The 20011-nt window shown below is 66.3% G+C and carries 25 protein-coding genes and 1 tRNA gene; 10 read left to right on the plus strand and 16 right to left on the minus strand.

Annotation, left to right across the window (positions count from 1 at the left end; translation table 11 throughout):
- Positions 1-71: 71 nt before the first annotated feature.
- Positions 72-782: an SDR family oxidoreductase gene (locus tag AB0395_RS24465; RefSeq protein WP_366284132.1), complete on the minus strand. Its 711-nt coding sequence runs from the start codon at positions 780-782 to the stop codon at positions 72-74.
- Between the two features lie 22 nt (positions 783-804).
- Here AB0395_RS24465 and AB0395_RS24470 point away from each other — a divergent pair, with 22 nt between their 5' ends.
- Both AB0395_RS24470 and AB0395_RS24475 read left to right on the plus strand, forming a co-directional pair.
- Positions 805-1233, plus strand: coding sequence for a MerR family transcriptional regulator (locus tag AB0395_RS24470; RefSeq protein ID WP_366284134.1), 429 nt, complete (start codon positions 805-807; stop codon positions 1231-1233).
- A gap of 372 nt (positions 1234-1605) precedes the next feature.
- Positions 1606-2496, plus strand: a complete 891-nt coding sequence (locus tag AB0395_RS24475; protein WP_366284211.1) for an aminoglycoside phosphotransferase family protein — start codon at positions 1606-1608, stop codon at positions 2494-2496.
- A gap of 312 nt (positions 2497-2808) precedes the next feature.
- On the opposite strand, the gene AB0395_RS24480 is transcribed toward AB0395_RS24475, so the two are convergent.
- Entirely contained in the window at positions 2809-3540 is a 732-nt protein-coding gene (locus AB0395_RS24480) for a hypothetical protein (RefSeq protein WP_366284136.1), read from the minus strand.
- A gap of 70 nt (positions 3541-3610) precedes the next feature.
- On the opposite strand from AB0395_RS24480, the gene AB0395_RS24485 reads away from it, so the two are divergent.
- A complete protein-coding gene (locus AB0395_RS24485) occupies positions 3611-4423 on the plus strand; it encodes a TetR/AcrR family transcriptional regulator (protein ID WP_366284139.1) in 813 nt (270 codons plus the stop codon).
- Between the two features lie 299 nt (positions 4424-4722).
- Here the strand turns inward: AB0395_RS24485 and AB0395_RS24490 are convergent, their stop codons facing one another.
- Positions 4723-5007, minus strand: a complete 285-nt coding sequence (locus AB0395_RS24490) for a hypothetical protein (protein ID WP_366284141.1) — start codon at positions 5005-5007, stop codon at positions 4723-4725.
- 27 nt (positions 5008-5034) lie between these two features.
- On the opposite strand from AB0395_RS24490, the gene AB0395_RS24495 reads away from it, so the two are divergent.
- From AB0395_RS24495 to AB0395_RS24505, 3 genes are all read left to right on the plus strand, one after another.
- Positions 5035-5286 carry a tyrosine-type recombinase/integrase gene (locus AB0395_RS24495; RefSeq protein WP_366284144.1) on the plus strand — a complete coding sequence of 84 codons (252 nt, stop codon included), beginning with the start codon at positions 5035-5037 and terminating at the stop codon, positions 5284-5286.
- A 361-nt stretch (positions 5287-5647) separates the two neighbouring features.
- Positions 5648-6274: an ATP-dependent Clp protease proteolytic subunit gene (locus AB0395_RS24500; protein ID WP_366284146.1), complete on the plus strand. Its 627-nt coding sequence runs from the start codon at positions 5648-5650 to the stop codon at positions 6272-6274.
- Positions 6271-6861, plus strand: a complete 591-nt coding sequence (locus AB0395_RS24505) for an ATP-dependent Clp protease proteolytic subunit (RefSeq protein ID WP_366284149.1) — start codon at positions 6271-6273, stop codon at positions 6859-6861. Before AB0395_RS24500 ends, AB0395_RS24505 begins: the two co-directional genes overlap by 4 nt.
- A gap of 27 nt (positions 6862-6888) precedes the next feature.
- Here AB0395_RS24505 and AB0395_RS24510 read toward each other — a convergent pair whose 3' ends face one another.
- The 4 genes from AB0395_RS24510 to AB0395_RS24525 form a co-directional block, all read right to left on the minus strand.
- Complete coding sequence (locus AB0395_RS24510) at positions 6889-7245, minus strand: helix-turn-helix transcriptional regulator (protein ID WP_366284151.1); 357 nt, start codon at positions 7243-7245, stop codon at positions 6889-6891.
- 554 nt (positions 7246-7799) lie between these two features.
- A complete protein-coding gene (locus AB0395_RS24515; protein ID WP_366284154.1) occupies positions 7800-8045 on the minus strand; it encodes a hypothetical protein in 246 nt (81 codons plus the stop codon).
- A complete protein-coding gene (locus AB0395_RS24520; RefSeq protein WP_366284157.1) occupies positions 8046-8378 on the minus strand; it encodes a DUF6247 family protein in 333 nt (110 codons plus the stop codon).
- A gap of 239 nt (positions 8379-8617) precedes the next feature.
- Positions 8618-8693: transfer RNA gene (locus AB0395_RS24525), tRNA-Ala, on the minus strand.
- 354 nt (positions 8694-9047) lie between these two features.
- On the opposite strand from AB0395_RS24525, the gene AB0395_RS24530 reads away from it, so the two are divergent.
- On the plus strand, positions 9048-9245 hold the full coding sequence (locus tag AB0395_RS24530; protein WP_366284160.1) for an excalibur calcium-binding domain-containing protein: 198 nt from the start codon (positions 9048-9050) through the stop codon (positions 9243-9245).
- A gap of 243 nt (positions 9246-9488) precedes the next feature.
- Here the strand turns inward: AB0395_RS24530 and AB0395_RS24535 are convergent, their stop codons facing one another.
- The 4 genes from AB0395_RS24535 to AB0395_RS24550 form a co-directional block, all read right to left on the minus strand.
- Positions 9489-10229 carry an HAD-IA family hydrolase gene (locus AB0395_RS24535; RefSeq protein ID WP_366284161.1) on the minus strand — a complete coding sequence of 247 codons (741 nt, stop codon included), beginning with the start codon at positions 10227-10229 and terminating at the stop codon, positions 9489-9491.
- 29 nt (positions 10230-10258) lie between these two features.
- Positions 10259-10378 (minus strand): DLW-39 family protein, encoded by a 120-nt coding sequence (locus AB0395_RS24540; protein WP_013130296.1) that lies wholly within the window; start codon positions 10376-10378, stop codon positions 10259-10261.
- 689 nt (positions 10379-11067) lie between these two features.
- On the minus strand, positions 11068-12777 hold the full coding sequence (locus tag AB0395_RS24545; protein WP_366284213.1) for a pentapeptide repeat-containing protein: 1710 nt from the start codon (positions 12775-12777) through the stop codon (positions 11068-11070).
- Between the two features lie 68 nt (positions 12778-12845).
- Positions 12846-13130, minus strand: a complete 285-nt coding sequence (locus AB0395_RS24550; protein ID WP_366284163.1) for a GNAT family N-acetyltransferase — start codon at positions 13128-13130, stop codon at positions 12846-12848.
- Between the two features lie 479 nt (positions 13131-13609).
- On the opposite strand from AB0395_RS24550, the gene AB0395_RS24555 reads away from it, so the two are divergent.
- The 3 genes from AB0395_RS24555 to AB0395_RS24565 all read left to right on the plus strand — a co-directional run bounded on the left by AB0395_RS24555 (position 13610) and on the right by AB0395_RS24565 (position 15821).
- Positions 13610-13984, plus strand: a complete 375-nt coding sequence (locus tag AB0395_RS24555) for an STAS domain-containing protein (protein WP_366284165.1) — start codon at positions 13610-13612, stop codon at positions 13982-13984.
- 226 nt (positions 13985-14210) lie between these two features.
- Positions 14211-14609 (plus strand): ATP-binding protein, encoded by a 399-nt coding sequence (locus AB0395_RS24560; RefSeq protein ID WP_366284167.1) that lies wholly within the window; start codon positions 14211-14213, stop codon positions 14607-14609.
- A 138-nt stretch (positions 14610-14747) separates the two neighbouring features.
- Positions 14748-15821 carry a polysaccharide deacetylase family protein gene (locus tag AB0395_RS24565; RefSeq protein WP_366284168.1) on the plus strand — a complete coding sequence of 358 codons (1074 nt, stop codon included), beginning with the start codon at positions 14748-14750 and terminating at the stop codon, positions 15819-15821.
- 2 nt (positions 15822-15823) lie between these two features.
- On the opposite strand, the gene AB0395_RS24570 is transcribed toward AB0395_RS24565, so the two are convergent.
- The 5 genes from AB0395_RS24570 to AB0395_RS24590 all read right to left on the minus strand — a co-directional run bounded on the left by AB0395_RS24570 (position 15824) and on the right by AB0395_RS24590 (position 20007).
- Positions 15824-16360: an NUDIX domain-containing protein gene (locus AB0395_RS24570; RefSeq protein WP_366284170.1), complete on the minus strand. Its 537-nt coding sequence runs from the start codon at positions 16358-16360 to the stop codon at positions 15824-15826.
- Positions 16361-16439: 79 nt separating this feature from the next.
- A complete protein-coding gene (locus tag AB0395_RS24575) occupies positions 16440-17132 on the minus strand; it encodes an HAD family hydrolase (protein WP_366284172.1) in 693 nt (230 codons plus the stop codon).
- Positions 17129-17254, minus strand: coding sequence for a hypothetical protein (locus AB0395_RS24580; RefSeq protein ID WP_366284175.1), 126 nt, complete (start codon positions 17252-17254; stop codon positions 17129-17131). Before AB0395_RS24580 ends, AB0395_RS24575 begins: the two co-directional genes overlap by 4 nt.
- 246 nt (positions 17255-17500) lie before the next feature.
- Positions 17501-18610 (minus strand): ferritin-like domain-containing protein, encoded by a 1110-nt coding sequence (locus AB0395_RS24585; RefSeq protein WP_366284177.1) that lies wholly within the window; start codon positions 18608-18610, stop codon positions 17501-17503.
- Between the two features lie 131 nt (positions 18611-18741).
- Positions 18742-20007 (minus strand): MFS transporter, encoded by a 1266-nt coding sequence (locus tag AB0395_RS24590; protein WP_366284179.1) that lies wholly within the window; start codon positions 20005-20007, stop codon positions 18742-18744.
- Between the last annotated feature and the right edge of the window lie 4 nt (positions 20008-20011).

A 20011-nucleotide genomic window follows, 5' to 3' on the forward strand; every position in this document is an offset into this window, starting at 1 on the left:
GCGCCCGGCCGGGCACCCCAAGAGTCACCCCGGATCTACGGCGTCATACCCTGCTCCACAGGCGAGCATGATCACCAGGGTAGGGTTCCTTCCTTGGCGAAATAGCCTCCGGTGGGACCGTCAGGGCCCACCTGTGCCAGGCGCACAATAATCTCTGCCCCCTCCTCAACGGTCTGCGTGCCGGCCTTCCCGTTCAGATCGGTCGCGGTGTAGCCGGGCTCAACCGCGTTGATCCGCATATTCGGGAACGCCTTCGCGTACTTTACGGTGATCATGTTGACCGCGCTCTTGGACGCCGGGTAGGCCACCCCCCGATAGGCATGTACAGGGTCCCCCGGGGTGGTGGCCCGAGTCAGCGAGGCAGTGCCGCTGCTGACATTGACCACCACCGGGGCGGCGGAAAGCCGCAGCAGCGGGAGAAACGCATGCAGGACACGCACTGTGCCGAAGACATTCGTCTCGAACGTCTCCCGCATAACCTCGGCGGTCAGCTCCGCAGCACCGACCACGACGTCGCCATCGCTCATCTCCGCCTGGACGCCAGCGTTGTTGACCAGTACGTCCAGCCCTCCGCCGGCCGCGATGACCTTCACCGCAGCCTCCACAGACACGTCGTCGGTAACGTCGAGCTGAACCATCCGCGCGCCCAGTTCTTCAGCGGCCCGGTGCCCGCGCTCGGCGTCCCGGCTTCCGATGTAAACCGTGTGGCCCGCAGCCACAAGCCGGCGGGCGGTCTCGAAACCGAGACCTTTGTTCGCTCCAGTGATCAATGTCGTCGTCATACCTCAGCGTAAAATTTAGAGCGTGCTCGAAGTCAATCCGCCAGTTCCCCGGTCAGGCCTGAGCATCGCCGAAGCCGCTCGCCGTACCGGAGTCAGCGCACACACCCTCCGCTACTACGAACGCGCGGGCCTGGTTGTCACCCCCGTCGACCGCACCGCGGGCGGCCGTCGCCGCTACCGCCAGCTCGACCTCGACTGGGTCATCATCTGCACCAGGCTGCGCGCCACCGGCATGCCTATCAGGACCATCCGTCGCTACGCGGAACTCGTCTCCGCCGGGCGCGGAAACGAGGAGGAACGCCTGGCCCTCTTGGAGGCCCACCGTGCCGACGTGACCGCCGAGCTCACCGAAATCCAGGAAAACCTCAAGCTCATCAACCACAAGATCGACGTATATCGAAGCCGCCTGGCCACCGGTGACGCCGATCAACTATGGGCGCCAACTCCCTGAGCGCCGACCTCGACTACCCACAAGATCCCGCCAGGTCGGAAACAATCACGCGACCCGCAAGGCCTGCGCGTCCTTGCTCGTCGCCTTCAACGTCCACCCGCGGGTGGCCATGCAGATCCTTCGCCACTCACAGATCGCGGTGACCATGAACAGCTCCTCAGAGGAGAAACGCAGGGCGCTTAAACGCTTGGGGCAGCGCCCCGGTTTCTAAGCTCTGACGTACCGCCAAGGCCATTTCCATGGGACGTGGCCTTGGTGGCCAGCCAGTCCGGCCGGGGGAAATCCGGTCGACAAGGCAAGCCACAGTGCACTGTGATGGTCCAGCCCCTGCCGCACGGAGCGGGCCGATCGCAGGAGTTGCTCTTGGCAACCATGAGAACCGCGGACACCCGCCCCACGATCAATGCCGCACTGGTCAGGAGGCTGGTCGATACGCAGTTCCCACAGTGGGCCGCGTTGCCTCTGAAACTGCTCGATCCGGCCAGCTCGGACCATGTGATCTACCGGCTGGGCGAGCAGCTATCCGTCCGGCTGCCCCGCCACGACGGCGCCATCGGACAGGCCGAGAAGGAATTCGAATGGCTGCCCCAGCTCGCCCCGCGACTGCCCCTGGCCATCCCGGTACCGATGGGAGTGGGTGAGCCCGACCTCGGCTATCCGTGGCGGTGGGCGGTGTCCCGCTGGCTGGAGGGCGAGGTGGCGACCATCGAGACACTGGCCGACTCGTCCGCGGCCGCCGTCCAACTGGCGGAATTCCTAGCCGCCCTTCAGCAGTTCATGCCCGAGGACGTTCAGGCCATGGAGGCCCGCGAGGATCTCGCCGACCAGCCGTTGGCGGGCCGGGATCGCGCGACGCGGACCGCCATCGCAGAGGCCGACGGCGTGTTCGACACCACCGCCATGACCGAACTGTGGAACGCGGCCGTGAGCGCCCCCGGCTGGAGTCGCCTTCCGGTCTGGTTCCACGGCGACTTCCACACCGGCAACCTGCTGACCGTCGACGGCCGTCTCAGCGCGGTCATCGACTTCGGCGGGCTCGGCATCGGCGATCCGGCCTGTGATCTGATCATCGCTTTTACCCTGATGTCGGCCGACAGCCGGGCCGCCTTCCGCGCCGTGCTCGATGTAGACGACGCCACCTGGACCCGGGGTCGCGGCTGTGCCCTTGCCACCGGTCTGAACGCCTACACCACCTATGCCGCTGTCAACCCGAGGGTCGCCGCGCAGACCACCCGTCAGATCACCGAGGCCCTCATCGGCTAGATCAGACTTCGGTGAAAGGCGGAGCCGTTGACCCTACCCTCATATCGTGGAGACCGCCCCCCTAGGTCAGATCTCCACGATATGAGGGGAGGGTCAGAGACCGCCGGTGCTGATCCATGGAGCAAACGGTCTCACGAACAAGTTCCCATTCGCGCCAGACGGCTCCTGAGCTGTTCCGTAAGCAGGTCGTCATGTGCCGCTGGACTGAAGACCGCGGCCGGTCGGCCCGCTCCTGAGGCGGCAGAGCGAGGCAGGCGCATCGGTGGCGAGTTCAGCGGAATCCGACCCGCCGAACTCGCCACGCATACGCGCCTATGCGTTGGCGGTCAACCGAGTACCGAGTGTCGACACCGGCGAAGTCTTCTTCTTCAGCGTTGCGACGCCGACGGCCGCCACCCAGATGGCGGCGATGCCATTGAACGTCGCGACCGCACCCCAGCCATTGGAGGCGTAGAACTCCGACGAATTGAAGCCGAAGAACATCGACGGCACTCCGGCCAGGTGCAGTACGGCGATGCCGAATGACGACCAGCCGACCCACCGAGGAAGAGCGTGGGAGCGCAGCACCGCGCACCCGAAGGCGACACCGAAGACAACCAGCATCAGGTGGCTGATGGAGCCGTAGAGCAGGTAGGTGGGTACGGTGCGGGTCGGGTCGATCAACTCGGTGGCCTTGATGGCACTGCTGCCTTCGATCCCCTTGGCGACCATGTCGATGATCGTCCATGCCACGCCAGCGGTACCGGCGACTGCACCGAGCCATTCGGACCGGGCGTCGGCCCGCGCGATCAGAAACCGGACGCTCGTCATGAATACCAGGAACAGCGTGAGCGCGAGGAAGTTGAAGAGCGTACGGGTGAGGATCAGCCAGTCCGGCATGAGACTGCCGGTCTCGACACTGCAGAGCGGGGGGTCACATGCAGGTACCACGAAGTAGAGAGGAAGTTCGGCCATCGCGAAGACGGCGCCGAGGATCGCGGCCAGGCCGATCCAGCGGCGGGCCGCGACCGGAAGTTGAATCTGTGTAAGCAATGAAGTGTTCATGGCATGCACAGTAACAACAACTGTGTAAGCCGTCTACTATTTCACTCAGATCTTCGAGAGGATGCCGGCTATGACCCCACGCAAGAGCTCCGGACGCGACCCCGCGCCAGATCGCGAGATCGCATCGGATCGCGCGCACACCAATGACGCCGACCTCGAAGCGCTGCCGCCAGGCCTGGCTGCGGCCTGGGGCGTTGTCGACACCGGAGGGCGGCGCGGCCCTAAGCCAGCGCACAGCGTCGAGAAGATCATCGCGGTCGCGACGGAATTGGCCGACGAGGAAGGCATCGCTGCCGCCTCGCTGCCGAAGGTGGCCGGCCGGATCGGCGTGACCACCAACGCGCTGTATCGCTACGTCAGCTCCAAGGATGAGCTCATCGTGCTCCTGGCTGATCGCGCCTGGGGCGACCCGCCCACGCTGCCAGACGGCGATTGGCGAGAGGCGGCTGCGCTGTGGTCACGCCAGCTGTTCGAACGCTTCCTCTCCCGCCCATGGCTGCTGGACGTGCCGACGACTGTCTCCCTGACTCCACACAACGCGGCCTGGTTGGATGCTCTGATCACCGTGCTCGGATCGACCGGTATGGAGGCGCAGCAGATGCTGAACTGTGCATACCTCCTCGACAGCCACGCCCGGTACGGCGCCAACCTACGGCGCAACACTCCAACACCGGCCGCGTTACGCCGTGCGAATCCTGACCAGCAACAGGCGGTGCGTGCGGTCCGCGTGTTCCTGGACAGCCAACTCCGCTCCCGCAACCTGAATGCCGTCGCGGACGCGATGGAGGATCCGATGTTTCTCGCCGACGAACCCCCGCTCGATGGCTTCGAATTCGGCCTTGCGAGGATTCTCGACGGCATCGAGGCATATGTGCAGCGGTGAGAATGTCACAACAGTTGGCCTGTCGGGCGGGAAGTCACCGATGCGGGAGTGCCATCACCTCGCGTTAGACCAGTCGCCCCGGCCAGCCGTGACTTTTGGGCGTCGACCCGCGCGCCGGTCATCAGTGAAGCAGCAGGCATGCATAGACGATCGGCCATGATGCAGGTCTGGGTGATTAGCGTTCAAGGCATGGAAGACAACGCATCGGCAGGGTCGCGGCAACCTGCGCGGATTGCAGAACCCTCGGTGTGGATGAGCCGCGGGATCGATTGCAGGCGCCGGGTGAGCTGCCGCGGAGGCTACGCAGAGATGGTAAGGATCTCGCGCGGCTGGCACAACGCGCTGTGTCTGGCGTCCTTGTCCGCCTCAGCGATGAGCTCGACCAGGTCGGTCAGGATTTTGGGGCTGGCGACGATGACGGCGTGGGCGTTCATGGTGTGCGGGCTGCCGTCGGCGTAGTCGGTGGCCATGTCCCCGTCCCCCTTGGTGGTAACGGCCCCGGGCAGATGCGTCTTGACGATCTCGGCGGCGATGGCGACGGCCTGCTCGGCGATCGACAGGAACGCGCGGGCATCGATGGTCATACGGGGCGGCTCTGCTCCCTCATCGAGGTGAACACCTGTCCGAAGATCCATTTCCACGACCTGCGATACACCGGCAACACCCTCGCCGCGAACGCCGGGGCGTCGATTCGAGAGCTGATGGAGCGTATGGGACACTCCAGCACCCGCGTGGCGATGATCTATCAGCACCCCACCGACGAGCGGCAACGGGAGATGGCGAGGAAGATCGACGGCCTCGCCCGTGGGGCCCCTCAAGGAGGATCGGGCACGCAACGGGCACGGAAGCGAAACGGGGCCTGATAAAGATCAAAGCCCAGGTGACAACCGTAGGTCCCCGATCCTGCCCTGTGCAGGCTCGGGGACTTTACGTCGAGGCGTGCACATACGAACTGGCCGCTTGATATCGCCTCGTCTCCAGAGCTTCCTTCACGAAAACGCACGCCGACATGAACTGACGCCTGTCGACTGGATCGAACGGGCTGCGCGCGCCGTTGATCATGACGGGATCGAGGCCGAGGCTCTCGCCGGCGCGCTCGCCCCACTCGACTCCCGACCGCAATGCTACGAACCGAGCCGGAGACCGAATTCCATCTGCTCAGAGCAGATCTGCCCCAAGCGGATCGTGTCGACGCCGATCCGGATCGCCTCACATGATGGACGCATGAGCGGAGAATCGAATCTTCCACTGTTCAATACGCAGGTAAGGCGCGAGCTCTACGATCAGCGTGTTCTCGTTCTCGACGGCCCTCTCGATGATGACAACGGGACACTGCTGACCACGCAACTGATAGCACTCGCCACGCAGGACGCGTCGACGGATATCGCATTGTGGATTCACTCGCCGGGCGGGTCGGTTCCCTCGATGCTCGCGATCCGCGACATCATTCGGCTCATTCCCTGTGACGTGTCGACCCTCGTGCTGGGCATTGCTTACAGCGCCGGGCAATTCTTGCTGTCATCGGGGGCCCGAGGGAAGCGTCGCGCCCTGCCGCACGCACGTGTCCTGATGCACCAGGGCTCAGCGGGAATCGGTGGCACCGCAGTCGACATCGAACTGCAGGCCGGCGACCTTCGGCATACTCGCGACACGGTGCTCGGTCTTATCGCCGAGGACACCGGGCAGCCCGTCGAGCGCATATTCGAGGATTCTCTGCACGATCGTTGGTACACAGCGCAAGAGGCGCTGGACTACGGCTTCATAGATGCAATCGTACAAAATTTCGACGAAATCGCGCCGCGTAATCGCCCACGGCTCGGATTCGGCGTCATCGAAGGGGTCGACCAGTGACCACATATATGATTCCGAACGTCATCACTCAGAATTCTCGTGGCGAGCGGATCATGGATGTCTACTCGCACCTGCTCACCGAGCGAATCATCTATCTGGGCACCGCAATCGATGCGGGCGTCGCGAACGCGCTCATCGCGCAGCTGATTTTTCTAGAGTCGGACAACCCCGATGCCGAAATACAGTTCTATATCAACTGCGAAGGCGGGGATCCGAGCGCGATGCTCGCGATATATGACACCATGCGCTATATCCGTCCGCGGGTTTCGACAACCTGCGTTGGACAGGCCGTCGCGGTGGGTGCCGTCCTTCTCGCCGCGGGTGCCGAAGGAAAACGTGCCGCTCTCCCGCACGCACGAGTGATCCTGCACCAACCAGCTGCTCAGGGGCGCGGAACGATCCCCGATCTCATCCTGCAAGCCGATGAGGTCGTCCGTGTCCGAGCAGACATCGAGCGCATACTGTCACGACACACCGGCCAGACGATCGAGACCCTACGCGCCGACACCGATCACGATCGTGTCTTCACCGCGACCGCGGCCTTGGAGTACGGACTCCTCGATCAGATCATCGAGGAGCGTTCATAGGCCAGTGGATAATCCCGGCAAGCCACGCTACGCGGCCAGAGCATACGCCGCCGAGCAGGTAGCACCTCTCGATGTGCTGCTCTGAGCAGACCGCAAGCTCTCGGCGACGGCAAGGGTCAGATCGACCAGGGTCACATCCAGCGCGCCGGCGACCGCAGCGATCATTTCGCTCGACGGCTCTTTGACGCCTCGTTCCATCTCGGAGAGATACTGCGGCGAGACTCCGGCGCGACGTGCCGTCTCGCTCAACTTCTCGCCCCGCTCGTGACGAAGACCTCTGAGACACTCACCGAGCGCATGCCGCCACAGCGGCTCGCGAGCCGGAGACGGCCTGGAGTTGGTCCGATCGATCGCTGGACGTAGCGGCGGGATAGAAGAGGCCATGCCTCACCTTAGGTAGATGGTGCGTTCGAGTTCGGCCGGATCCGCGCAGAGCGGAATCGTCCCCGTCTCCTCCAGACTGTCTGAGGGCGAATCACGCGCTCACCGAGTGGTCACCGTAGCGGAGATCATTCGGTGATGCCGGTCACTCGGCCGCGTTGGGACAGCGGATGAGCGCGAGACAGTCGAAACGCCCGGTAATCGGCTAGATGCATGGCCGTGCTGTACTTCCGTGCCGTACGGACCTTGGAGTGCCCATAGAACGACCGAAGCCCAGACTGGGGAAGCGTCCCCGACCTGGGCTTTTCGTTAGGTGGAGCCTAGGAGATTCGAACTCCTGACATCCTGCTTGCAAAGCACCTCGGGCTGGGGCGGGACCTCGGCGGATACCCGCTCCCATCGGAGAAAACAGTCCATGGTGATCCACCGTCGTCCATGGGCGCCCGGGGCGGTTGTCACTCAGTTGGTCACTCGGGGAACTGCCCCTTGGAAGATCCCAACCGCTAACCGTCCAGCGTCTGTCAGATGGCCGCGCGTCCCTGCCGCCTCGCGCGGGATCATGGCCACTCAACGCGTATGAGATACACCTCGCGTTGCTCGTCCAGGACCATGTACGTCGCGAGGCCCCGCTCACCAAATGTATGCGTAAGCATGTTGGCCTTTGGATTGGCCGGGTTGTACGGCTGGCCGCTCCAAGGCGCGACCTCCAGCAGGGCAAACAGTTCGGCTAGTGGACGTAGCGCTTCCGCCGGAATCGCGGCGGCCTGCTCCTCGGCGAGGGGATCAAGCGTGACCTGGTACACCTACAGGTCGACCCCGCGGTCACCAAGCACCTCACGCCATGACCTTCCTGAGGGGATCGGGCCACCGGCCAAGACCTGCTCGGCCTTGGCATGCATTCGGCGGCGGCCTTCCGGGTCTCTCACCGAGTCGCACGCGGAGATCCACCAGCGATGGACGAAAGCGTTCAACGCACCGAGATCCAAGCTGACTCGAACCTCATCGAGCACCGCCTTGAGCCCCGCATCGAACGCCTCTCGGTCCTGCGGCACGCTTAAAGCAGCGCGGATGGCCCGCAGGTTCTTCTCAGGCATCGACGAACCGGACGGCACGAAGTCATACGGCTGCGCGGTCATGCTGGAATCTCCTCTCCCTGCTTACAGAGCCTACAGACTCCGGCCGGAACCGCTCAGGAATCCCATCACACGAGTGCGCGGAAGATGAAGCTGACGCACTGTGACCACACCTGCAGCACGTCGGTCACATATAGGAATCGGGCATGCAACAGGCACAGAGCCGCGACTGTACCGAACAAGGATCAAAGCCCAGGTGACGACCGTAGCGCCTGACCTGGGCTTTCTCGCTTCAGGGGAGCTGGTGGAGCCTAGGAGATTCGAACTCCTGACATCCTGCTTGCAAAGCAGGCGCTCTGCCAACTGAGCTAAGGCCCCGAGATCAAGTCGCCGACCTGCACAGAGAGCCGTGCCCGCGACCTGCTTCAGTCGTACACCGTAGCAACAGGACCCCCTCTCGCGCCACTTGACCTCCCGGCACGACGGTCAAGGAGTGCCGACACGAGAGACCCGAGGGGCGTTATATGCCCGCCGTTATTGCTATTTAGTGCGCATATTTCATATCCAGGGAATTGCCGGTAGAAAGGCTAACGCCAACCCTGACTTCGACTCCCACCGGCATGCCGAAGCCGCGTTCGAGTCCGGCACCGACCCTCCGTATCCAGCGGAAACAGGAGCCGAACAGGGACATGGAGAACGGCCGGGCGGCGGGGACATCGATCAACTTATCTAATGTGCCCAGAGGCCAACGCCGTAGCTCCTGGGCCCTACCAGCGCGGGGTCGACCCCGAATACGACTGGTATGAGGACCGCCACAAGGATGGCTGGGACTGCGAGCGCCGGCGGAACGGGCCACCGGCGTTCGCCGGGTTACGCACCGCTCATGGGCGCCGATCAGGTCCGCGTCACCACTCGCCATACCGGCGCTGAAAAGACCTTCCCCATGGAAAGGTGCGTGGTCACCTCCTGGGAGATGCGTGGCCCTCGTGGGGACGGTGTGTGATCACCACCGGGGAAGTGTATGACCCTGTGGGGCGCATAGTCCCCCGGAGAAGGTGCGTGGCCTCGCGGGAACGATGCGCGATCACCCCGTGGGGATGCGGTGGCCACCGTGGGGATGCGTGACCACCTTGGGGTGGGGCGATGAGCGATGTGGATTCTCGGAGACGGCCCTCAGTGGGCGGAGGCGCCTACGGGGGTTTCCACGAGTTGGTTGTCCAGCACCAGGGCGGGCAGATCCGTGATGAAGTCCAGGATGTGGGTCGCACCGCCCTTGAGGAGGCGTTCCCTGCTGTGGACTCCGGTCATGATCCCGGCGACGACCGAGGCGCCCGCGCGGCGCCCGCAGAGCATGTCGCTCTCCGAGTCTCCGGCCACCGCGACCTGGCGGACGTCCTGGATGCCGAGACGCAGGACCGCGGTCAGCACCATGTCGGGCATCGGACGGCCACGGCCCGCGTCTTCGGGGCAGAGCGCGAGATCGATCCTGTCGGACCAGCTCAGGGCGGCCAGCACGCGGCTGAGCGCGGTTCGGCTGAACCCTGTGATCAGGCAGATCTTGACGCCGCCGTCGCGGAGCTTGTCCAGCGTCTCGACGGTTCCGGGCACCGGGATGAGGCCGGAACGTCCGATGGCGCCCTCGTACGAGCGCTCGAAGGTCAGGTTGGCTGCCTGGGCCTGTGCCTCGTTGTCGGGGAAGATTCCCCGGAAGACGTCGATCGTGGGGCAGCCCCGGGACCGGTGAACGTGCACCATGGCACGCGCGTACGCGCCGGTCCCGGGCACGATGCCCTGCGTGGCGATCGCCTCGGCGAACGCCCGTTCAACCATGGCGATATCACCGATTGTGGTGCCCGCCAGATCCAGACAGGCAAGCCTGATGGGGATTGTTCCCCCACCTTGGGCAAGGACCATGAAAGCACCCGAATCGGTAGCCGCGTTGTTCAGTTCTCGCTACCAGTGGCCTCAGTCCACAGGTCGAGCTCGGCGCGGTCCGCCTGCACCTTGCGCCAGATCAGCAGTCCCCCAAGCGCGACGAGCGCGAGAACGAGCAGCTTCTTCACGGTGTGACCCCACTTCTTGACGGTCTCACCTGCCGGGGTGAGACAACGCCCGGTTCCAACGTTTCCCTGCAGCCTAGCAAGGGATCGGGCCATGATCCGGTCCGGGCGACAAGCCGAAGCGGCCAATCACCACCAACCGGGTGATTCTAATCATCACGCCCTACGGCTCGCATCCAAACGGCCGCAATTCGCGACGAGTCGGGCTTTGCAGCCGTCCTCGCTTCACGATAACCCTCGAAAAGGACCGGCGGCGCCCGCCTTGGCGGACGGATCGGCGAGGGCCGGCGCCCATGCACGCTCGACAGTGCCCTGATCAGCGCATATGTCTATTTCGGCATGATTACGCGGAAGGCCGAACGGAGTGAAGGTGCAGAAGTGGCGGAAAGGATCTATGTGCCTGGACAGGTGCTGTGGGTGGATACACCAGGAGGGTGTGTGATCATCCGTCTGGAGCGTCCATCCCTGATCATTTGGTCCAGATCGTCCGCCTCAGGTCACTGTCCCTGATCATTCGCCCCACGTCATCCGTCCCCGATCGTCCAGTCCAGGTCACCCGTTCCTGATCACCCGGCCCTGATCACAGCGCTCAACCAGGCATGCTCAACCAGGCGCACTCGACCCTCCGTGCTCGATCAGACCCATTTGGCCATCGGCACCCGGGATCTCGGAACGCCGTTCGGATGACCGCGCTATGGCTTCGGTCGCTCTCGGCCCGTCCGCCTCCGAGGGCGGGTCAGCGCGTCGCGTCCCCTGTGCACGATGTCCCTGACCGCCCTCAGGTCCGTGTCGTTCTTCGCGTCCGCGAGAGCCGCCTTCGCCGCGTCGTAGGCGTCCAGAGCCTCGTGCCAGTCGGTCGTTTCCGCCTCCGTCCCCTCCTGGTCCAGGAGGTCGATCTCCTCACCAAGTGAGGTCACCTCCTCCTCCGCCTTCAGCCTGGAGGTCTCGAACCGGGCCCGCGATTCTGCCGCGGAGCGCCTGGCGGCCCGCCTGCGGCGCAGAACCTTCAGCATCACCCTGACGGCGACGGCGGCGACGGCCAGGCCGAGCAGCCAGAGGACGACGACCCAGCCGACCGGCATCTTGCTCGTCGAACCCGATAGGTCGACGTCCTCGACATCATCGGTCGCCATGTCGGTGACGTCGGCGCCCGTGAAGGTCGCGCCCTGGAGATGGGTGTAGGACAGGTTCGCGCCGATCAGCGTGGTGTCGTGAAAAACCGCGTCGAAGAACTGGCCGCTGCTCAGGTCGGCGTAATCCATCTTGGCCCGGGTGAAGTCGGCCTGGTCGCCCTTGGCACTGCCGAAACGGGTGTCGCGGAGGTCGGCTCCCGTGAACGTGGCTCCCCTGACGTCCGCGCTGCTGAAGTTCGCCCTGGGCAGGGAGGCGGAGCCGAGGTCGGCGCCGCCCAGCTCCGCGCCACTGAAGTCGGCGCCGCCGAGACGGGCGCCCCGCAGGTTCGCGCCCTTGAGGTAGCGGAGCCTGGCCCCGGTGAGCGAGGCCTTGCGCAGGATCGCGCGGTCGAGCCGTACGGAGCTCAGATCGACTCCGTCGAGCTTGGCGCCGCTCAGGTCGGCGCAGCTCAGGTCGTCGGGGAACTCCCTGACCTTGGTGAGGTCCCGGCCGGAGTACTTCTGGCCGCTGCCCGGCTCACACTCGGCGCCGGGAGCGGGCAGTTCCTTGGGCACGCCCGTGCTGCCGGAGAGGTCAAGGCCGGTGGCGTCGCGCAGATTCGCCTCGGCGACGTCGGTTCCCTCGAAGGTCGCCCCGTCGGCGGCCGTCGAGTAGATCTCGGCCCCGGCCAGGTCGGCGTCCCGGAACACCGTCTTGATCAGGATCGAGTTGTAGAGCCGGGCCTTGGCCGCCTTCACCCGGGTGAGGTCGGCCCGGCGCAGGTCCGCGTAGTAGACGTCGGCCTCGCGCAGGTCGGCGCCCACGAGCTTCGCGTCGTCGAACTGGACGTTGTACGCCTTGGCCCTGACCATCGTGGCCTCGCCGAGGTCGGCCCCCTCCAGGTGGGAGTACGCGAACATGGCGTCGTCGAGGATCGCCTCACGCAGGTCCGCGCCGCGTGCGTCGGCGTTGGGGAAGGACGCCTCGGTGAGGTCGGCCTGGCGCAGGTCGGCGCCCGCCATCTCCACGTCGCCCAGGTCCGCCCCCTTGAGGGAGGCTCCCCTGAGATCAGCCCTGGTGAGAGTGCTGCGCACCCGCACGCCGTCGAGCGTGGCGCCGTGCAGGTCAGCGCAGGTCAGATCGGCGGGCAGGACGACCCGGGTGAGATCCTTCCCGGCCAGTTTCAGACCGCTTCCCGGGGTGCACGCGGCCTCGGCCGGTGTCGGGGGAGCCTGCACCACGGCCGTCAGGATCACCACCGAGGCGAGCAGGCGGGAAAGGACAGGCATCTCCACTCGCTATCTCCCCCGAGATGCCTGGAATTATATCGGGAAGCGGGATGCGGGACAGGAGTGAGTCAGGCGTCCTTGATGAGATCGGCGTATTCGGGGTGCCGTCTGATCCATCCCCCCACGAACGGGCAGCGCGGGACGATCTGCGCTCCCTCGGCACGGGCCGCGTCCAGGGCCGTACGGGCGAGTGACCCGCCCACTCCCTTGCCCTCGAACTCCTCGCCGACCTCGGTGTGGGTGTAGATGATGACCCCGTCGCGCCGGACGAACTCCAGTTTTCCCGCGTATTTGCCGTCCACCTCCGCCTCGTAGAAGTCACCGGTGGGTGAGAGTTTGACGTCGATGTGCACGGGTCCTCCTCGGTCGGGGCCGCCGGAAGTGCGGCGTACCGGTCAGCCGATCCTCGGGGGAATTCATTCCCCATGCGTGCCCGGAACCATGGTGTGCCCGGCACCATGGCGTGCCGGGAACCATGGCGTGCCCGGAACCGACGACGCGCCCGGGCGCCCGTGACCGGGGACACATCGGGGCGAACCTGGACCGGCGGCGCGCCCGGACAGGCCGTGATCGGCCGCTCACGAACACACGCTTGACCGGCCGCTCTTGAACACACGCTTAAAAGGTACTCAACGGGATTTCAGTGGGTCGGTAAACTGAGGCGGTCACGGCGATGCCGGTCATCGGCGCATCACGAAACGGCCGTCGCCCTCGCGAAGGACTCGAGATTGCGGGTGAACGACGTCGGCACTCACATTCAGCAGAGCGCTTCGGTCTCCGAGGCGGCGCACCGCCCCTTCCCCCCGCCCGTACCGTCTGCAGAGGTAACCCCGTGACCACCGCCGTCCGTGTCACCGTCGTCCCCAACGACACCCTGGAGCAGGTGTCCCTCCTCGCCCTCGCCGGGGAGCTCGACTACACCAACGCCGAACGGTTCCGGCACGATCTCCATGAAGCCATCGGCTCGGAGCCACGCGATCTGGTCATCGACCTGACGGACCTGAGCTTCTGCGACTCGACCGGCATTCAGGTCTTCCTCGGCGTCCGCAGGCTCATCCAGGACCGGGGGTGCGGGATCTCACTGGCCAACCCGCACCAGCGCCTGAAAAGGCTCTTCCACCTGACCGGACTCATCCACGCCTTCGGCATCCAGCCGACCGTCACGGAAGCGGTCGAGTCCCTGAGGGTCCGCCGGTCGCCGTTGTAGAGCCGCGGGCACGGGCAAAGCGTCAGAGCACGGGTGGTGTCAGTGAACGGGCAAGCGTCAGGGCGTGGGTGGCGATCGGCGTAGATCTCCCGGCCGGTACGGTCGTAAGTTGGCAGGGACCGGGCAGATGTCTAGCATCATGGAACTCGTCAGCAACGCCCTGTTTCGGAGCGAGTCGGCTCGCCCCCGGCGACTGCCAGACGAGGCGACGTCAAGGGGGGTTGTCGTGACCGGCGACCAGGGGCAACACTGGCCGATCGACGACGATCTCAGCGCTCTGCGTGACCGCCTCCTTCAGCAGGGAACCCTGGCGGGGATGCGGGGCGAGCGCCTGGACGACCTGCTGATCGCCGTCAACGAGGCCGTCATCAACGTTCTCGAGCACGGCGGAGGCCAGGGCACGGTGAGTGTCTGGCACGACGACGCCTCCATCACCGTCGACGTCGTGGACACCGCGGGCAGGCTCGCCCCTCGCGACATCCCGCCGCAACGACCCGCCGACGCCGTGCGGGGCTTCGGCCTGTGGTTGATGAGCCAGTTGTGCGACGAGCTCACCATCCACCAGAGCACCGGCGAGTCGCGGGTGCGCCTGGTGATGTGCCTGACCCCCATCCCCGCTCTGTAGCGGGATCTCGCCGCCGGTCGCCGGGGTCCTCCACCGGCATTCCTCGCCCGGGTACGAAGCCTTTGCTTCATACGGGGATCGATCCGCAGGTCAGATGGGGATCACCAGCCTATCGTCAGCTCGCGCGAGGGGGATTCGATGGGCTGTCTCAGGGTGATCGGCATCGTTGTGGTGACCGCGGCGACGGGTGCCGCACTGGCCGGATGCATGGGGCAGGACGAGGCGCAGGACAAGGATCCCGCCGTGGTCGCCGCCGCCGCCAAGGCGTCCGCCGCCTCGGCGGCGGCGAAGAAGGCGGCCCTGCTCAAGAACAAGGCAGCGGCGGCGGCGCAGGTCCACGCCAACGAGCTGGGACAGATTCCCGTCTTCATGTACCACCGGGTCGTGGACAAGCCCACCACCCAGGACGACCGCACCCCCAAGCAGTTCCGCACCGAGCTGGAACGGCTGGCCAAGGAGAACTACGTCCCGATCACGGCGGCCGAATACGTCAGCGGGCGTATCGACATCCCGGCGGGACGGCATCCGGTCGTCCTCACCTTCGACGACTCGTCCCCCTCGCAGTTCGATCTGGACGGGATGGGCGTCCCCAAGCAGGGAACCGCCGTCGCCATCCTCGAGGACGTCGCCAAGCGGAACCCGGGGTTCCGGCCCGTCGCCACGCTCTATGTGACACGTGACATGTTCGGCAAGGCAACGCCCGAAGAAGGCGCCCAGATGCTGACGTGGCTCCACGACAAGGGCTTCGACATCGGCAACCACACCCGGGACCACAAGAGCCTGCGAGGAAAGCCGCAGGGGCAGGTGGCGGCGGAGGTCGCCGCGGGCCACAAGCTCATCACCGATCTGATCAGCACCGGTCCGGTCACGCTGGCACTGCCGTACGGCAACCAGCCGAACACCAAGGCGTGGGGCCTCAAGGGGACCTCGGGGAGCGTCTCCTACGACTACGGCGGGGTGTTCCTGGCCGGATACACCCCGGCCGAGTCGCCGTTCAGCAAGAAGTTCGATCCGGTCGGCATCCCGAGGATCCGCTCGATGGACAAGACCGGCGACTGCGCGAAGTTCTGCTCGACCGCCTGGCTCGACTGGCTGCAGGCTCACAGCGACGAGCGGTACACCTCGGACGGCGATGTGAACACCGTCGCCTTCCCGAAGTTCAAGGCGCCCTTCGTGATGAAGAAGTTCAACGACCGGGTCCTGCCGTACTGACCTCAGGCCTCTCTCGGCGAGGGCGGGGCCTGCTCCCGCCAGGTGCGGAAAAGGGTGAGGGTCTCGGTGAGCTGCGAGTGCAGCGGGCCGGGCAGCGCGTCCGGGGCGAACCAGTCCAGCTCGTCGAACTTGTGGGGCTCTCCGATCGCGACCTCGGCGGGGTCGACCCTGACCGCGAAGACCACCGCGACCCAGTGGGAGGAGGGCTCCTCGCGGAGGACGTTGCGGACGCCGATCGTCTCGGTCTCCAGCACGCCCGCCGAATACTCCTCGCGGACCTCGCGCGCGACGGCCGCCTCGAACGACTCGCCGTACTCCAGCGCCCCGGCGCCGCAGTCCCAGGTCCCCGGCTCGTCCCGCGCGGCCGTACCTCGCCGGGCGAGCAGCACCCGGCCGTGCCCGTCGTGGCAGACGAACACGCAGGAGACGGCGGGCGTCCTGCGCGCCCGCCCGGTCACCGGCTCCGCCTGTCCCGCCGCCTGCTCAGGCACGGACCGGGACCGGTCGCCCGCGGCGTCCCTGGACCGGTCTGCACTCATGGGGAATCCTCCTCGTACTCGCGGATGGCCGGGCCTGCCCCGCCCGGCAGGGAAACGGCCGGTTCCGCGGCCACCGGACTCAGAAGTGGTTCAGCAGCTCGGGGAACGTCCGCAGCCTGAGCACCCGCTCGTCCCCGGGGTCGAGGTCGGTCTGTTCGAGCACCCAGGTGTTGTCGTTCGGGATGAAGACCGCGTTCATCCCCGCCTGGCGGGCGGGAAGGATGTCCGACTTCGGGGAGTTGCCGATCATCCAGGTGTTCACGGGCGTCAGCTCGTGTTCCTCGGCCAGCCTGAGGTACACCTCGACGCCCTTCTCCGCGACGATGTGGATGTCGCTGAAGTGGTGCGCCAGCTCTGAGGCGTCCAGTTTGCGCCGCTGTTCCTCCGGGTCACCCTTGGTGAGCAGGAGCAACCGGTGCCGGGAGCCGAGGTCGAGGAGCGTCTCCGCGACGCCGGGAACCAGCTCGACGCGGTGCTCGACGAGCGCCACGACCAGCTCGTCGATCCGGCGCCGTTCCTCCTCCGTCGCGGGCCGCTCGTACAGCCGCTCGAGGCACTCGCCGAGACTGCGCAGGAACACCTTGCTGCCGTACCCGTGGACCACCGCGTTGGCCGCCTCGATGTCGTCGAGGATGGCGCGGATCTCGGTCCTGTCGAGGGTCGGGTGCTCGAGCCAGTCAAGGAAATCGTCGATGACCCGCTCGAAGAGGACGTTGTTCTCCCAGAGCGTGTCGTCGGCGTCGAAGATGAGCACCTGGTTCGTGAGCCTCACGCCTGCACCTCCGCGAACGTCGCGGAGACGGCCTCCACCGTGTGCCGCCCCTTCGGGGTCGTGGCGGCGAGGGCCGCGGGACCCCGGCGCGGTTCCTTCCCGAGGGGAACTGTCGGGTACACGCGTCTACTCTTCCTCTCGGCCACGAAGCGCCTGCGGCCCCGGGGCGCTCTGGCGCGCGCGGAGCCGTACCAAGTATTACCAGGGGTCACCAGAGAGCCGCCAAGGGTTTTCACCGGGAGAACCGGAACCCTCCGGACATTCACCCGGCCTCCTCCGAGCCGTCCGGACCCTCCGGGACCCGCTCCGCCCGAATCGCATGACGCCCGGACCACATGACGCCCGAATCGCATGACACCCGGACCGCCTCAGGACGAGGCAGCCGCCTCCGCGATGACCGCGTCGACCTCCTGCCGGCGTACGGCCTCCTCGGCGGCGAAGCGCTCGACGTCGATCCGATCCGCGATCTCCTCGTCCTGCCTCATGAGGGCGTCGAGATCTCCCTTGGACATCTCCAGCACGCCCATGTCGTCGTAGGCCTGGCGGATGCGGTCGCTCCACAGGCCGATGTCCTTGACGCACGGGACGATACGGCTGAACAGCAGGCTCTGGAACATCCTGAGGTACGGCGAGTCCTTGAGCATCTCCAGGGCCTCGTCATGGGCGATCCCGAAGTTCTCCCAGATCTCGACCCCGCGAAGGCGGTCGCGCATCAGGTAGCACCCCTCGATGACGAAGTCCTCACGCTCGCGCAGCTCGGCCGACGACAGCTGTCCGTAGTAGTCGCGCAGCGCCAGGCGGCCGAAGGCGACGTGCCGTGCCTCATCCTGCATGACGTAGGCCAGGATCTGCTTGGGCAGCGGCTTGGTGCTGACGTCGCGGATGACGCCGAAGGCGGCCAGCGCGAGACCTTCGATGAGGACCTGCATGCCGAGGTAGGGCATGTCCCAGCGCGAGTCACTGAGCGTCTCGCCGAGCAGGTCCTGCAGCTTGCCGTTGATCGGGTAGACCATCCCGATCTTCTCGTGCAGAAACCGGGAGAAGATCTCGACGTGCCGGGCCTCGTCCATGGTCTGGGTCGCCGAGTAGAGCTTGGCGTCCAGGTCCGGCACGGTCTCGACGATCCTGGCCCCGGTGATCATCGCCCCCTGCTCGCCGTGCAGGAACTGGGAGAACTGCCAGGACGCCGCGTGACGGCGCACCTCCCGGCGCTGCCGGTCGTTCATCTTCTCCCAGTGCCTGGTCCCGTAGACGGCCAGTGACTGGTCAGGGATGCCGAGCGCGTCGTAGGGGTCGACCTCCAGGTCCCAGTCGATGCGCTTGACCGAGTCCCACTGCTTGTCCTTGCCCTTCTGGTACAGGGTCAGCAGCTTCTCCCTGCCCTCGTCGTACTCCCAGGTGAAACGGGCGTCACCGGCCATCGGCACGTCCCAGGTGGCCTTGTCGACGGGAGTGGTGTAGAGCCGGTGAGTCGACACGGTGACTCCTCTTCCAGGGGCGCGCACGGACGAGAACGCACGCGAACGTACACCGTACGTACGGTTTCATGCGCTTCTGGGGGTGTCAACGGCGGCCCCATGTCAGAGCAAAGGCGAAGAACTCCCCGGGTTCACCCCTCTCTCACCGCCGTTCCCACGGCCTCCTCGGCCGGGTCGGGAGCGCGCAGCCCACGCACTCCGGGAGAGAGCAGCGCGGCCAGCGAGGCGAGCAGGACAATGGCGGCACAGCCGAGCAGCGCGCCCCTCGGGCCGATCACGATCGCCGCGGGACCGGCCAGCATCAGGCCGATCGGGCCGAACATCAGGGACCCGAGGGCGTCGTACGAGCTGACCCGGGACAGCGACTCCGCCGGGATCTCACGCTGCATCGTGGTGTTCCACAGCACGCCGAAGACGTCGAAGCAGACCCCCATCACCACGGCCCCGAGGATGATCGTCCACAGCGGAGCCCCGATGCCGAGCAGCAGGTACGGCAACGCGCTCGGCAGGGTCAGGAGCGTGGCGACCAGGATGGGCCTGCGAGGCCGCAGCCGCAGCGTGACGAAGACGCCCGCGATCATGCCGACCGCCTCGCCCGCGAGGACGGCCGACCAGGCGGACGCCCCGCCCAGTTGTTCCTTGGCCACCAGTGGCCCGAGCACGCCGTGCGCGGCCTGGATGGCCAGCACCAGCACGGAGAACTGCGCGACCACCACCCACAGCCACTGCCTGGAGCTGAACTCGCGCCAGCCGCCGCGCAGGTCGGCGAGCACCGAGTGCCGCTCCTCCGCGGAACGCTCCGCGGGGGTGAGACGCAGCGCGGCCACGAGCACGCCCGCGACGGAGAACATGGCGCCGCTCAGGGCCAGTGCCCAGCCGGAGCCGAGCAGGACCACCATCGCCCCGCCCAGGACGAGCCCGGCGACACGCGAGATGTTGGTGCCCAGCCCCAGCAGGGCGTTCGCGGTCTGCAGCCGCTCGGCCGGGACGACGTCGGGAACGATGCCGGTCAGCGCGGGGAAGAGGACCGCCATCGAGACACCGCTGAACGCCGCCGCGGTCGCCAGGGCGGGCAGCGGAGTCCAGCCGGTGAGCAGCATCGCGGCGAGGCAGAAGAACGCCACCGCGTTGAGCGCCTCACCGGCCATCATCACCCGGTGACGTGGCAGCCTGTCCGCGATCACCCCGCCGACGAGCATGAACACCACCATCGGCAGCGACTCCGCGGTGAGGACGACGGAGAGCGTCGTGGCCGTCGCCCCCGGCAGTGCGAGGACGCCGAAGGCGAGGGCCACCGGGGCGAAGGAGGTACCCAGCACCGAGATGGTCCGGGCGACGAGCAGCAGGGCGAAGCTCCGCTCCCGGAGCATGTCGAGATCGCGCCGGTAGGTGTGCACGTGC

This window comes from Streptosporangium sp. NPDC051023 (assembly GCF_040689595.1).
GTDB lineage: Bacteria > Actinomycetota > Actinomycetes > Streptosporangiales > Streptosporangiaceae > Streptosporangium.